Source organism: Marinomonas sp. ABL3_031 (assembly GCF_056161265.1).
The window spans coordinates 81,962-96,632 of sequence record NZ_JBSWYU010000005.1 but is presented as its reverse complement, the minus strand read 5'-3'; the positions used below and the strand labels follow the sequence as shown (position 1 = coordinate 96,632).

Below are 14,671 nucleotides of genomic sequence, written 5' to 3'. Positions count from 1 at the left end.
TTAAAATTATTCGCGCTCAGCACGTTTACTTTCTGCCAAATAGGTCTTCAATGCGCCATCCAAGATACGCGGATTTTGACCAGACTGAATGGCCAATAGAGCATCGAGTATCATACGCTGACAAATTAACTCTTCATCAGCTCGCGTCATCAATTTCGCTTGGATAGGAAGACACACCATGTTGGCTAACATAGCACCATACATAGTGGTTAGGAGTGCGACAGCCATTGCTGGGCCTATGGCTTTAGGATCATCCATGTTAGCCAACATTTGTACCAGACCAACCAAGGTACCAATCATGCCCATTGCCGGCCCCACATCACCGAACGCTTTAAAGACTTTTGCGCCCTTGGTATGCCGATAATAGGATTGATCCATATCTTTACTGAGCTGACTTTTGACCACATTACTGTCGTGACCGTCCACCAGCATTTGAATGCCTTTTGATAAAAAAGGATGGCTAACTTCTTTGCCTTCCAAAGACAGTAAACCGCCTTTACGAGCTTCATCAGCCAAACCGTAGACTTCATCAATCAAAGTATCCAAAGGAACACTTTTAAACATGAAAGCTTTTGCGGCGACTTTCCCTGCGCCTAGAAATTGTGCTAATGGATATTGCATTAGCACAACAAATGTCGACCCTACTATTACAATCAAAACTGAAGCGGTATCTATAAACATACCGGCGGAGCCACCAACAAAGATGGCTGCGATGACAACAATAAAGGATCCAACAAGTCCTATTAACGTTGCGATATCCACATACGTCTCCTAACAAAAAGCGTTTTTCTAACTGGTACAATCGTGATTCTATATGAAAGAATAAGCTTCAACGGCAACTTCTTGCATAATTTTTGTAATTTTCATCAATTCTCTCTCGAACAGTAAGCTTTTTTCTGTTAAAAAACGTAGGTTTTATCAAGAGTAACTAACATGTCACGTAAAAACAGTGTCCGCTACTTTGAAGAAAACCTTGGCGAGCTTGATGCCTTGGTCACTCAACTTGAGTCAAATCAACTTTCTCTTGAGGAAGCCCTAAAAGCTTTCGAGAAAGGTGTTAAACTCAGTCAAGAATGTCAGTCCGTTCTCACCCAAGCCGAACAAAAAGTTCAGATTTTACTTGAAAAACAAGATGGTGAGCATTTAGAAACTTTTGACCCGGAATCCAGTTCGTGACCCTAGACGATTTTTCACAATTTGCCCGCCGCCGAGTTGATCATTACCTCACACTACATCTTGACCAATATGTCCCTGCCACTCATCTACAAGAAGCCATGGCTTACAGTCTTTTTAATGGTGGCAAACGTGTTCGCCCCATGTTGACCTATGCCGTGGCCAGTTTGTTTGATGAGATAAACGAGCTAACAGATGCTAGCGCCGCGGCCATTGAGTCCATTCATGCCTACTCACTCATTCATGATGACTTACCCGCTATGGATGACGATGATCTGCGTCGTGGCAAACCCACCTGCCATATTCAGTACGATGAAGCGACTGCTATACTAGCTGGTGATGCCTTACAAACCTTCGCCTTCGAACTGCTAAGTCATTCACAACATACCAACGCTAACGTGCAACTTCAATTAATTCAAGAACTTATTCACGCATCTGGGCGACATGGTATGGTAACAGGACAAATGATCGATCTTATAAGTGTAGGTCAAACTATAGACAAAGATGCGCTACAACAAATGCACCAACACAAAACTGGCGCATTAATTCGTGCCAGTATTCGTATGGGCGCCATCAGCGTTGGCATACAGAATTCAGAAAAAATGCAACAACTTGATCAATATGCCAATGCCATTGGTTTGGCTTTTCAAGTACAAGATGACATTATCGATATCACTAGTGACACAACGACTCTTGGTAAAAAGCAATTTTCGGATGAACAAGCCAATAAGCCCACTTACCCTAAATTGCTGGGGTTAGAGGGCGCACAAGCCTTTGCCAATACTTTGCATCAGCAAGCATTAAACGCCATTTCTCCCTTTGGTCAGTCGGCACAACCATTAGTTGAGCTTGCTAACTATATTATTGGGCGTAACCACTGATATACTTATCCGCCTTTTTAGATTAATTTTGTGACCAAACCTGTGCCCATGTTTGAAGAAATACCGACAGCGCGACCCATTACTCCCTTACTTGATCAGGTAAATTCACCTGAAGATTTACGCGCCTTTAGCAAAGACCAACTGCCTCAACTCATTCATGAGCTGAGAGAATTTATGCTTTACAGTGTGGGACAAACAGGGGGCCACTTCGGTGCGGGACTTGGCGTAGTGGAATTAACGGTCGCTCTGCATTATATCTACCATACACCTGAAGACCGTATAGTATGGGATGTTGGTCATCAAGCTTACCCTCATAAGATATTGACTGGGCGACGTGAAGCACTGCTTAAGATCCGACAAGAAAAGGGTATTTCAGGTTTCCCTAAACGTGAAGAAAGCCAGTACGACACCTTTGGTGTCGGACACTCAAGTACTTCCATCGGTGCCGCTTTAGGTATGGCACTGGCCGCCAAACAATTCAATACAGGTCGTAAAGCCGTTGCGGTGATAGGTGATGGCGCCATGTCTGCTGGCATGGCTTTTGAGGCGCTAAACCACGCAGGACACGAAAATGCTGACATGCTAGTCATTCTTAATGATAACGAAATGTCTATCTCCAAACCCGTTGGCGCCCTATCTAGCTACTTTGCCAGAATTTGGGCTAGTAAAACCTATGACAGCATTCGCAAAGGTGGTCAAAAAGTCTTTTCAGGACTTCCGTCGGCGCTTGAGCTAGCTCGCAAAGCAGAAGAACATATGAAAGGCATGGTGTCCCCTGGCATGATGTTTGAAGAGCTTGGCTTTAATTATATTGGCCCAATTGACGGTCATGATATTGATCACCTACTCACCACCATCGCCAATTTAAAAGACCGTGAAGGCCCACAGTTTTTGCATGTGATTACCAAAAAAGGCAAGGGGTTTGAGCCCGCTGAAGGCGACCCAATCGGTTATCATGCCATTAATAAAATCGAACCTGATCCGGTACCAAACAAAGTCAGCAGTAAACTGCCAAAATACTGTAATGTATTTGGTCAATGGGTTTGTGATGCCGCTCAACAAGATGATAAATTGGCCGCGATCACACCCGCCATGAAAGAAGGCTCTGATCTAATTGCCTTCGCTGAACGTTTCCCAGAAAGATACTTTGATGTGGCCATTGCCGAACAGCATGCGGTTACTCTAGCCGCCGGTATGGCTTGTGATGGTGTAAAACCTGTGGTGGCCATTTACTCTACCTTCTTACAACGAGCCTATGATCAATTGATCCACGATGTTGCACTGCAAAACTTAGATGTTTTGTTTGCTATTGATCGCGCAGGCCTGGTTGGTGAAGACGGTCCAACTCACGCAGGCGCTTATGACTTAAGCTATTTGCGTTGTATTCCCAACATGGTGGTTATGGCTCCTTCGGATGAAAACGAATGCCGCAAAATGCTGCAGACTGGTTATCAATATCAAGGCCCAGCAGCCGTTCGCTACCCTCGTGGCACTGGCCCTGGTGTCGACATTGATGAATCACTGGAAACCATTACTATAGGTAAATCTCGACAACTACGCGAAGGCCAATCTGGCGTTGTCATTTGCAGCTTTGGCCGTCCCACATACGATGCCCTCGAGGCTGCTGAGTCACTGGACGCTAGCTTAATCGATATGCGTTTTGTGAAACCTTTAGATGAACAAGTCATATTGGAGAACAAGGCAGCTAAGTTATTGGTCACAGTAGAAGAAAACGCCATTATGGGTGGAGCAGGCTCCGCTGTAAGTGAATTCTTATTAGCGAATAACATTCATGTTCCTGTTTTGCATTTAGGCTTACCGGATCAGTACGAAGAACACGCCAGTCATCAAGCTATGCTGAAACGAGTAGGTCTGGACTCACAAGGTATTATTAATAGCATCAAAACGAAACTGGCCAGTTTCAACTGATGGTTCGTTTCAGTCTGCCCCATCTTAAATAGTCAGTGTTTTAATACTATTGCAACCCCATCAAAAAATCCTCTGCGTCTAAGTACACAGAGGATTTTTTGATGCTTTTGAGCTGTCGTAATCCAATTAACAACAACGGATAACAATTAGAAAGTATCAGAATTCCTTTCTCCCCATTCCCCATTCCCCATTCCCCATTAAACATAATCCTCATTTATGGTATGAACAAACTGACCGCTGCTTTTTATCAGTTTTTATCCAGCTTGAATCCGTTTGGTAAATAAATCCTATACCTGAATAAAGAAATCGTTTGCATTAATACGAATATAAATGATAATTACTTTTATTATACTTAAAGGTTATGAACTTTGCATTTGAATCTACCTCTCGCAAATCATGTTTTTCGCTTAACTCAATTCAATAAGCGTTATCTCATAGTATTAGCCGTGTTAAGCGCGTGGCTGCTCCCAGACTTTCAAACTAGGGTAACGGGTGTACTTTCAGATTCCTTTTTACAGGTATCCGCCTTTGTTGCTGCCACCTTGGCGATTTACTACGGAATGATCCACCATATCAACACAGCCGGATGGCAAAATTGGATCAATCAAAAAACGCATCGAGAAATACTCTATGCTGGGCTCATGGGGATCTTGCCTGGATGCGGTGGTGCCATTGTAGTGATTACCCAATACACCAGAGGAAAAATTGGTTTTGGCGCAGTGGTCACCGTACTCACCAGTACTATGGGAGACGCTGCTTTTCTGCTCATCAGCCAGCGCCCCCAACAAGCCTTTATAGTGTTGCCCATCAGTCTGTTAGTCGGCATTGCGTCGGGAGTTATTACACAGAATTTCTTGCCCTGCCCACGCCCTAAACAAGACTCTTATGATGACAATATGCTAGGTAATCAAACAGACAAAAGCGAAGATATCCAAACAACATCAATGGATATTTGGGTAAGTCGTATCAACATCGCCTTTTGGTGCTTATTGATCCTTCCAGTCACACTGGTGGCACTATTGTTAGCAATGCAATATGACGTCAATCTATTGCTTGGATTTCCAGATCAACTAATCGAAGAAATGGGCGCCATCGCAGGTTTTACTTGCCTTCTATTATGGGTATTGTCAGCAAAAACCGACCATTTCCGTGAACTAACCAAAGAAAACGACAATCGCCTCCCTAAGCACTGGCTACGTAAGGTGGCGCAAGATACTCAATTTGTTACCAGCTGGGTCATCGTCGCTTTTTTAAGCTTTGAACTGTTAAATCACTATTTTGGGAACAACTTCATTGCTTTGATTAAAGACTTCGAAAGTAACAGTGTGTTTTTCGCTGTCATTATTGGATTGTTACCCGGTTGTGGCCCACAGATAATGATAACGGGCTTGTATCTTCAAGGTGCGATTCCGCTGTCAGCCCAATTAGCGAACGCCATAAGCAATGATGGTGATGCCTTGTTTCCCGCTATTGCATTGGCTCCAAAAGCGGCGTTACTGGCTACCCTTTATTCAAGTATTCCAGCGCTAATTGCGGGCTACGGCTACTATTGGTTATTTGAAATATGACGTTATATCAATTCACTTCACAAGAATATTGTAACTCACATCTCAAAATAGGCTGATCTGGGCTTGTGTCAGTTTGAACGGTAAGCGCAAATCACCTCGATTTGGCGATGAAGATACTTGGTTTTACGACCTAAAACACGCTTTCGCCACTTCCTAAAACGGGAGGCTTGCATTTCTGAGCGCATTAATTCGATTACTTCTGATTCAGACAAGCCGTACTCTTTAATAATGGCTTCAAATGGCGTTCTGCCTTCCCACGCCATTGCTATGACCTAGGAGATATCAGGTTCAAACAAATTCATCATAAAGAGCCCAACGTTCTCTGTGAAATAGCTTAAAAATGGCAAATATTCTTGAATCAACTTAGCAACACCAGCTTTTTACATCCATCAATATAACAATCCGAAAAAACACCTAGGAACAGAATCTCTTGCCCATAATTTGAAACTTAAAATAATCATTCTCGTCCTACCCTAAAGTCATCAGCCACTTATCATCTTAATGAACTCATCCTTCATCGCTTCTTAAGCGCATCCCATAAACCACTACAATTCTTCTGGAAGCCTTTCTATCACTCAGCTTGAAGCTTAAAGCTTAAAGCTTAAAGAAAAACATTACAGCTCTAAACTAGAAGTCTAGTTAAAAGTGATAACATCCGCTCAAAATGCTCTTTAAATCAAATAAATAAGCCATTTTAGATACATATAATCACAACAAAACCCGTCAAATATTTGATATATAAAGATTAGAGATGTAAATTAATAGTCATCACTCCATAAAAACGAACCTAATATTTCATAAGAAATTTTCACTAAAGGACACAAAAAATGAAAAGTAAATTACTGCTTTCTGTCGCCTTTTCTTTGGGCACGACAGGTGCATTTTCGGCTCACCACGAATGTGGCAAAGTCACGATTGCAGACATGAATTGGAGCTCAGCTTCTCTCATCGCGAATGTCGACAAATTCATTCTTAGTAATGGTTTTGATTGTGATGCAGAGTTGGTGCCTGGCGACACCATGCCAACGGGTACTTCCATGATAGAAAAAGGTCAGCCTGACATTGCCCCAGAACTTTGGACTAACTCCTTTAACGCCGTGCTGAACCAAGGTGTTGAAGAAGGTCGTTTAAAGCTGGCAGGCAAATCTCTCTCTGATGGCGGTGAAGAAGGTTTTTGGGTTCCTGCCTACATGGTGGAAGAAGACCCTGAACTGGCGACCATTGAAGGCGTCATCAAACACGCAAAAGAATTCCCTCACCCAGAAAACGATGAGGTTTCTGGCTTTTATGGCTGTCCTGCGGGTTGGGGTTGCCAAATTTCTGGTGGTAACTTATTCCGCGCCCTTAAGCTTGAAGAAGCGGGTTTTGAACTGATTGATCCAGGTTCCGGTGCAGGTCTTGCGGGTTCCATTGCCAAAGCTTATGAGCGTAAAGCGCCTTGGTTTGGTTACTACTGGGCACCAACAGCCGTATTAGGTAAATACAAAATGGTCAAAGTCGACTTTGGCTCTGGTGTCAACAAAGATGACTTCATTAACTGTATCGCGTTGGCCGATTGTTTAGAACCTAAAGTCTCCATGTATCCACCTTCTCCTGTGTATACCATCACCACAGATGAATTTGCTAACAAAGCACCTGAGGCCTATGAATACCTTAGCAAACGTTCTTTCACCAACGAGCAAATGAATGGCTTATTGGCATGGGTTGAAGAAAACCAAGCTGACGGTCAATACGCTGCTGAAAACTTCATGTTTGAACATGAAGACATCTGGTCTCAGTGGGTCAGCAATGATGTAAAAGACAAGCTGCTAAAAGCACTTGATGATTTATAAGTTTTCCTGATGCAAACCATCACGAGCAAGCCTACTCCTTGCTCGTGATTTTTCCTTCCTGTTTTAATCAAAAGAATACACTATGGCAGATCAATCATGGCTCACTGAATTTCCCGATATGAGCCGCAGAGAACTTTTGGGAATACGTAAAACCTTGGACGGTGCTTACCGTGACTTTTCTCGCACCTATGGCGATCAGATTGAAGCTTTCTTCGATCCCTTACTGAGTTTCCTAGTATGGTTTGAAAACCTATTACTCAATACACCTTGGTGGTTGGTGCTGGGGATACTTACAGGTCTAGTGTACTTTATGAGCCGTTCTTGGAAACTGAGTCTTGGCATCACCCTTTCTATGTTGCTGATTGGCTATTTTGGCATGTGGGATGACACCATGCGCACCCTCAGCATCATCACCGTCTGTACCTTCTTGGCCATCATATTAGGCATTCCGGTCGGGATTTTGATGGCTCGTTCCAAAAGGGCACAATCCATTATCACCCCCTTATTGGATATCATGCAGACCATGCCGGCCTTTGTTTACTTAATTCCTGTCGTCATGCTGTTAGGTATAGGCAAAATCCCAGGCTTAATTGCTGTGGTAATCTATGCTATCCCCCCCGTTATTCGCTTGACCAATCTCGGTATCCGCTTAGTGCCCCATGAGACTTTGGAAGCCGCAACCGCCTATGGTGCAACGCCAACACAGCGTTTGTTTGGTGTTCAGCTACCACTTGCTATGCCTACCATAATGGCAGGCATTAACCAGACCATTATGATGGCGCTGGCTATGGTTGTCATCGCTTCTATGATTGGCGTGAAAGGATTGGGACAACCAGTTCTACAATCCATCAACAATCAGTATTTTACCGTTGGCTTACTTAATGGATTGGCCATTGTCGCTCTCGCCATCATGTTTGACCGCGTGTCTCAAAGCTACGCTAAACGTACCCAAAAACACCTAGGAGGCGATCAAAATGGACATTAATACAACGCCATTGATTGAAATCGAATCCTTATATCAAATATTTGGTACCCATTCTGAAAAAGTCTTACCCAAAGTAAAAGACGGCATGAGCAAAAGCGATGTGCTAGCGGAAACGGGTCACACTGTAGGTTTACGAGATATCAACTTGTCAGTAAACCGTGGAGAAATCTTCGTTATCATGGGTCTATCCGGCTCAGGTAAGTCAACTCTTATTCGCCATTTCAATCGTCTAATCGACCCAACGGCCGGTAAGATCAAAGTAGAAGGAGACGATATTCTCACTTTGAGTCCGAAAGACTTAATTGAATTTCGACGCCATAAAATGTCTATGGTATTCCAACACTTTGGTTTAATGCCGCACCATTGCGTTCTGGATAACGTGGGTTATGGCTTGTCTATTCAAGGCGAAAAATCTGCAATATGGAAAGAAAAGGCTAAACACTGGTTAGAAGCAGTTGGCTTAGAAGGCTATGAAGATCAATATCCCTCGCAGCTATCAGGCGGTCAACAGCAACGTGTCGGTCTGGCGCGAGCACTTTGCACCGATGCAGAAATTCTCTTGATGGACGAAGCCTTTTCGGCACTGGATCCATTAATTCGATTTGAAATGCAAACACAACTGATTGAACTACAAGCTACACTTCAGAAAACCATCATCTTCATTACTCACGACCTTGATGAAGCACTGCGACTTGGTGACCGCATTGCGGTATTAAAAGACGGCGAGATGATTCAAGTCGGCACGCCAGAAGACATCATACTGAACCCTGTCGACGATTATGTACGCGACTTCGCTAAGGACGTTAATCGTGCAAAAGCACTCAAAGTCAGCCACATAATGAATAAAGATTTAAGCTTAGTCATTGACTGTGAAAAGGCAGAAGATCTCATGCCTGCCTTTACCAACCATGAGTTTATCATTTGGACCCAACAACAAACACTGCAAGGTGTGATTAGCCAGAATCGATTACAGGCCTATTTAGCACGGCAAGTAAACTCTCCTTTATTGCATCAAACCAGTGTGACAAAGAAAGAGTACCTGCAATTTGTCTTACCACTGGCATTGAAAGCCGATCACGATTTATTGCCAGTACTGGATGCAGACAACAAGGTCATAGGCAGTTTATCAAACGAAGCCTTATCCCATGTTCTTAGTCCGAGTTTTGATGCTTCTTAAAGCACAGAGCTAGGCAATGTTTCGATCATAAAGATACCAAGCATAAAAAAGGAAGCGCATGCTTCCTTTTTTGAGGCTTTCATAATTACAGGCTGATTAAAGCCAAACCAAATCCGAAATGATGTTGTATCTCGTTGGTTATAAAATCCGTTGGGGTTTCTTTTGAAAGCCTGGCTTAGACAAGCGCCACACAATGCCCACCAGCAAAAACACCACATGAAAGGCAATTAACAATAAATAAGCATCGCCAAAACCGGTTTCTCTGGTTACTAAATTAGAACTTAAAAAGGAGGCGTTAATAATATTGATGCCAAAAGTAATGGCAGCTAAGGTAGGTTGAGATCGAAATGCAATCATAGCCAACAGGCTACTGAACATGGCTATAAAAATACCACCCATAGGCAAAAAAATGGACAATGTTCCAGACACCAATGCCACGATAGATAAAGTACTCATAGTTTTCCGTCCCTATTTTCTTACTTCTACTTCAAAAGATATTAACCTTGACACAAAAACGATTAATGTAAGTCAACTTTTGCATGTTTTGAGCACATTTACTTGAAAAAGCTAACCTAAATCAACGAATTGTTCAAAATTAATACAATCGATACTACTGCGAACGTTTTACATTTGCAACTTTAATTCATAATTAAGCCATTATTGCAATATATCGATACATATTATTACGAAATAATTAGAAAACGGAGATAAAACAATGCCCTTTACAAAACGTAAAAGGAGTAGTCGTATCTTATAGGGTTTGCAAAGCCGAAATTAACGCCTGCATTTCTTCATCAGTACCAATTGTGATACGCAGATAGTTACCAATACGCGGCTTATTTCCAAAGTAACGAACCAATATCCCCTGCTCTTTTAGGGACAAATAAACATGCTCTGCTGACTTATCAGGATGAGTCGCAAACACAAAATTGGTCGCCGAAGGTAACAACTCGTAACCCAATTCACTAAGCGCTTTAACCGTATATTCGCGGGTCGCAATAGTCTTATCACAGATTTCTTGCAAGTAAGCAGTATCTTGTACCGCTGCGGTTGCACCCGCCAAAGCAATACGATCAATTGGGTAGGAGTTAAAAGAGTTTTTCAGACGCTCCAAACCTTCGATCAAATCTGCGTGTCCAAAAGCATAACCGACGCGAATCCCCGCCAAAGCACGAGATTTTGACATGGTTTGCACCACCAAAAGGTTAGGATATTGATTCACCAAACTCACCGCACTTTGCGCCCCAAAGTCCACATAGGCTTCGTCCACCAAGACCATGACATCTGGATTGGCTTGCAAAATCACTTCGATATCCGCCAATGGCAACGCTTTTCCAGTTGGCGCATTAGGGTTCGTCACCACCACTCCCGATACATCTAAGCCTTGATAATCCTCTGCGACAATATCAAAACGATCGTTCAATGGAATTAATTTAGGTTCGATACCATATAAGCCCGCGTAGACTTTATAGAAACTGTAAGTGATGTCCGCAAACGCCAGTGGCTTACCGCCAGCAAAATAGCCCATAAAAGCCAAAGCCAAGACTTCATCCGAACCATTACCGACAAACACTTGATTGCTCTCAAGTTGGTATTGCTCAGCAAGCGATTGTTTTAAGCTCATGCAATTTGGGTCTGGGTAAAGTCGTAGGCTTTCATTCACCTCAGCCGCCATAGCTTGCAAGGCTTTTGGAGACGGCGAGTAAGGGCTTTCATTAGTATTAAGCTTAATGTACTTCTTATCTTGTGGCTGCTCACCCGGCACATAAGGGTCAAGGGTAGCAATTTTATCTGTCCAAAAACGACTCATTCCAGTCTCCAATTCAAAGGCCATCGCCTTATCAACATCAACACCATAAAAATAAGGCCTCAATTGAGGCCTTATTCATTATCTTACTCTAACGCAGGCCAAACTCAGTCTTGAGGACGCATATGCGGGAACAACAAGACATCACGAATGGATGGCGCGTCAGTAAACAGCATCACCAAACGGTCAATACCAATACCTTCACCAGCGGTTGGCGGCAAACCGTATTCCAACGCATTGATGTAGTCGGCATCGTAATGCATGGCTTCATCATCACCCGCGTCTTTCTCTTCCACCTGACGACGGAAACGCTCTGCTTGATCTTCAGGGTCATTTAACTCTGAGAATCCATTTGCAATCTCACGACCACCTACGAAGAACTCAAAACGGTCAGTGATGAATTCATTATCATCGTTACGACGCGCCAATGGCGATACTTCCGCAGGATATTCTGTAATGAATGTCGGCTGATCTAACTTATGCTCAGCAGTTTCTTCGAAGATTTCCGTCCACAGCTTGCCCAAGCCCCAAATCGGTTTCACATCGATTTTCAGTTTTTTCGCCACTTCAGTGGCTTTCTCAACGGTTTCTAGATCGTCTGCGGTCAATTCTGGATTGTAATGCAGAATCGATTCCAACATAGTCATTCGCACAAATGGCGCACCGAAATCGTATTCTGAACCTTGGTAAGTCACCTTAGTTGTGCTCAAAACTTGCTGAGCCACTGTGCGCAACATGTCTTCTGTCAAATCCATTAGATCTTTGTAGTCCGCGTAAGCTTGGTAAAACTCGATCATGGTGAACTCAGGGTTGTGACGAGTCGATACCCCTTCGTTACGGAAATTACGGTTAATTTCGAAAACACGCTCAAAGCCACCCACGACCAAACGCTTCAAATACAGCTCAGGAGCAATACGCAAGTACATATTCATGTCCATCGCGTTGTGATGTGTAATGAAAGGACGCGCTGTGGCACCACCAGGAATGGTTTGCAACATAGGCGTCTCCACTTCCATGAAACGACGATCTTCTAAGAAGCGACGAATGGTCGAAATGATTTTTGAACGCACTTGGAAGGTGTCACGTGATTCTTCATTCACGATCAAGTCCACATAACGCTGGCGATAACGCATCTCCATGTCAGACAAGCCATGATGCTTATCCGGCAATGGACGCAAAGATTTGGTCAACAACTCAGCCGACTGCATATCAATGTACAGATCGCCTTTACCAGATTTGTGCACTGGCCCTGTGACACCTATGATGTCACCCAAATCCCAGGTTTTTTGCTCTGCTAACAGCTCAGGACTCAAGGCTTTGCGGTTTACATACGCCTGAATCTGACCAGACATATCTTGTAGTAACATGAAGGCACCACGATTACGTACGATACGACCAGCAATGCTGACGTTATGATCTTTCTCTTCCAATTCCGCCTTTTCTAGATCAGCAAATTCCGCTTGCAAATCCACTGCATAAGCATCACGTCGGAATGTGTTAGGGAAGGCGTTACGCTGTTCGCGAAGTGCTGCTAGCTTACCACGTCGTTCCGCCACAAGACGATTATCTTCAGATTGTAAACTGCTTTCTGTGTTTTCGTTTGCCATGATTTTGCTATCTACTCTTTAAACTTTTTCAAAAATAAGTAAGGGCGCTGGTTACAGGCCTTGTTTCAAACTTGCGACGATAAACTGGTCCAAATTACCATCCAACACCGCACCCGTATTCGAGCTTTCCACGCCAGTACGTAAATCCTTAATACGTGATGAATCCAATACGTAAGAGCGAATTTGACTGCCCCAACCTATGTCTGACTTGCTGTCTTCAACCGCTTGCGCTGCTTCGGTACGTTTCATCATTTCCAATTCGTACAACTTGGCACGCAATTGTTTCATCGCAAAGTCTCGGTTAGCGTGCTGTGAACGCTGATTTTGACATTGCACCACAATACCGGTTGGCACGTGGGTAATACGTACCGCAGAATCTGTGGTATTCACATGCTGACCACCCGCTCCAGAGGAACGATAAGTATCTGTACGTAAGTCCGCCGGATTAATATCAATTTCAACATTGTCATCGATCTCAGGAGAGACAAACACAGACGCAAAAGACGTATGACGACGGTTACCTGAGTCAAATGGGGATTTACGTACCAAACGATGCACGCCCGTCTCGGTTCGCAACCAACCAAATGCATACTCACCTTCAAAGCGAATGGTCGCCGACTTGATGCCAGCGACCTCACCGGCAGAGACCTCTACCAGATCCACCTTAAAACCTTTGTCTTCCCCCCAACGCAAATACATACGTAACAACATATTTGCCCAATCTTGGGCTTCTGTACCACCAGAACCCGACTGAATGTCTAGGAAAGCATTGTTGGCATCCATTTCTTTGGAAAACATACGGCGAAACTCTAATTTGCCCAGCAAATTTTCTAGGTCAGCCAATTCAAGTTCAACTGCTTCTACAGAATCTTCATCGTTTTCTTCAACCGCAATGTCTAACAATTCTTTAGCATCAAGCAAACCATTGTCCATACTTTTTAAAGTATTAACGACAGCCTCTAAAGATGAGCGCTCTTTGCCCAGTTTTTGAGCGTATTCTGGATCGTTCCAGACATCGGGATCTTCTAATTCGCGATTAACTTCTTCTAAGCGTTCTTTCTTTGCATCATAGTCAAAGATACCCCCGAAGAGTAAGGGCACGTTCAGTTAGGTCTTTTATTTGTGAAAGTATCGGGTTTATTTCCATATTGGCGTCAATTTGCTATAAACAGTGTGGATAAAATTAATTCGGAATTGTAACGAATTTAGTCGCAGCATAAAATGCCATTCGCTACTCAATGATGGAAAAACTGACCATTTTTTGTGGGCCTTGCTATCAACTGGAGTCAATATGGATAAGCCAACTGTTTCAGTCGCCATACTGGGACAAACTTACAAGATACATTGTCCGAAAGGACATGAGGCAGAATTAAAAGAAGCTGCTGAGTATTTAGACAATCAAATGCGTGAAATCAAAGCCAGCGGTAAAATCGTTGGCCTGGAAAAAATTGCTGTCCTAGCTGCATTGAATATTACTCACGATATGCTTTCAGGCCGCAAATACGCTCGCTCTAATGAACAGCAGCTAAGAGAGTTAACCTCTCAGCTTGATGCCGCACTTGCACATGACGACAAAGTAGCGAACGAGTAAGCGGCCATATATAAAGTAGCGCTTATGTCCTGTTCATTTGAACAGGACATAAGACACAGAAACGAAAATTTTCATACAGCTCAGCAAAGCGAATGGCTCAGCCCGTGATTTTTATTAGCAC

14 protein-coding genes are annotated in these 14,671 nt (G+C 43.4%); 8 read left to right on the top strand and 6 right to left on the bottom strand.

The window, feature by feature from the left end; all coding sequences use genetic code 11:
• Positions 1-6: 6 nt before the first annotated feature.
• On the bottom strand, positions 7-762 hold the full coding sequence (pomA, locus tag ACXAH2_RS07760; RefSeq protein WP_475077651.1) for a flagellar motor protein PomA: 756 nt from the start codon (positions 760-762) through the stop codon (positions 7-9).
• A 171-nt stretch (positions 763-933) separates the two neighbouring features.
• Between pomA and ACXAH2_RS07755 the strand changes: the two genes are divergently transcribed.
• From ACXAH2_RS07755 to ACXAH2_RS07740, 4 genes are all read left to right on the top strand, one after another.
• Positions 934-1,176: an exodeoxyribonuclease VII small subunit gene (locus ACXAH2_RS07755; RefSeq protein ID WP_353667528.1), complete on the top strand. Its 243-nt coding sequence runs from the start codon at positions 934-936 to the stop codon at positions 1,174-1,176.
• Complete coding sequence (gene ispA / locus ACXAH2_RS07750; protein ID WP_475077649.1) at positions 1,173-2,054, top strand: (2E,6E)-farnesyl diphosphate synthase; 882 nt, start codon at positions 1,173-1,175, stop codon at positions 2,052-2,054. Before ACXAH2_RS07755 ends, ispA begins: the two co-directional genes overlap by 4 nt.
• 48 nt (positions 2,055-2,102) lie before the next feature.
• On the top strand, positions 2,103-3,983 hold the full coding sequence (dxs, locus tag ACXAH2_RS07745) for a 1-deoxy-D-xylulose-5-phosphate synthase (RefSeq protein ID WP_475077823.1): 1,881 nt from the start codon (positions 2,103-2,105) through the stop codon (positions 3,981-3,983).
• Positions 3,984-4,351: 368 nt separating this feature from the next.
• Positions 4,352-5,551 carry a putative manganese transporter gene (locus ACXAH2_RS07740; RefSeq protein WP_475077647.1) on the top strand — a complete coding sequence of 400 codons (1,200 nt, stop codon included), beginning with the start codon at positions 4,352-4,354 and terminating at the stop codon, positions 5,549-5,551.
• Positions 5,552-5,619: 68 nt separating this feature from the next.
• Here ACXAH2_RS07740 and ACXAH2_RS07735 read toward each other — a convergent pair whose 3' ends face one another.
• Entirely contained in the window at positions 5,620-5,814 is a 195-nt protein-coding gene (locus tag ACXAH2_RS07735) for a TIGR03643 family protein (RefSeq protein WP_475077646.1), read from the bottom strand.
• A gap of 564 nt (positions 5,815-6,378) precedes the next feature.
• Here ACXAH2_RS07735 and ACXAH2_RS07730 point away from each other — a divergent pair.
• From ACXAH2_RS07730 to ACXAH2_RS07720, 3 genes are all read left to right on the top strand, one after another.
• The gene (locus ACXAH2_RS07730) at positions 6,379-7,383 is read left to right on the top strand and encodes an ABC transporter substrate-binding protein (RefSeq protein ID WP_475077645.1); all 1,005 of its coding nucleotides are present in this window, start codon (positions 6,379-6,381) and stop codon (positions 7,381-7,383) included.
• A gap of 82 nt (positions 7,384-7,465) precedes the next feature.
• Complete coding sequence (locus ACXAH2_RS07725; protein ID WP_475077643.1) at positions 7,466-8,368, top strand: ABC transporter permease; 903 nt, start codon at positions 7,466-7,468, stop codon at positions 8,366-8,368.
• A complete protein-coding gene (locus ACXAH2_RS07720) occupies positions 8,358-9,545 on the top strand; it encodes a quaternary amine ABC transporter ATP-binding protein (protein WP_475077641.1) in 1,188 nt (395 codons plus the stop codon). Before ACXAH2_RS07725 ends, ACXAH2_RS07720 begins: the two co-directional genes overlap by 11 nt.
• Before the next feature lie 138 nt (positions 9,546-9,683).
• On the opposite strand, the gene ACXAH2_RS07715 is transcribed toward ACXAH2_RS07720, so the two are convergent.
• The 4 genes from ACXAH2_RS07715 to prfB form a co-directional block, all read right to left on the bottom strand.
• A complete protein-coding gene (locus ACXAH2_RS07715; RefSeq protein WP_475077639.1) occupies positions 9,684-10,001 on the bottom strand; it encodes a hypothetical protein in 318 nt (105 codons plus the stop codon).
• A 295-nt stretch (positions 10,002-10,296) separates the two neighbouring features.
• On the bottom strand, positions 10,297-11,355 hold the full coding sequence (gene hisC / locus ACXAH2_RS07710; RefSeq protein WP_475077637.1) for a histidinol-phosphate transaminase: 1,059 nt from the start codon (positions 11,353-11,355) through the stop codon (positions 10,297-10,299).
• A 104-nt stretch (positions 11,356-11,459) separates the two neighbouring features.
• Positions 11,460-12,959 carry a lysine--tRNA ligase gene (gene lysS, locus ACXAH2_RS07705; RefSeq protein ID WP_475077636.1) on the bottom strand — a complete coding sequence of 500 codons (1,500 nt, stop codon included), beginning with the start codon at positions 12,957-12,959 and terminating at the stop codon, positions 11,460-11,462.
• A gap of 51 nt (positions 12,960-13,010) precedes the next feature.
• Positions 13,011-14,106, bottom strand: a protein-coding gene (gene prfB, locus ACXAH2_RS07700; RefSeq protein ID WP_475077635.1) for a peptide chain release factor 2 whose coding sequence is annotated in 2 segments (ribosomal slippage) — positions 13,011-14,033 and positions 14,035-14,106 — 1,095 coding nt in all. Because the reading frame shifts where the segments join, the coding sequence is not laid out codon by codon here.
• A gap of 144 nt (positions 14,107-14,250) precedes the next feature.
• Between prfB and ACXAH2_RS07695 the strand changes: the two genes are divergently transcribed.
• Positions 14,251-14,550, top strand: a complete 300-nt coding sequence (locus tag ACXAH2_RS07695) for a cell division protein ZapA (RefSeq protein WP_353667517.1) — start codon at positions 14,251-14,253, stop codon at positions 14,548-14,550.
• Positions 14,551-14,671 lie beyond the last annotated feature (121 nt).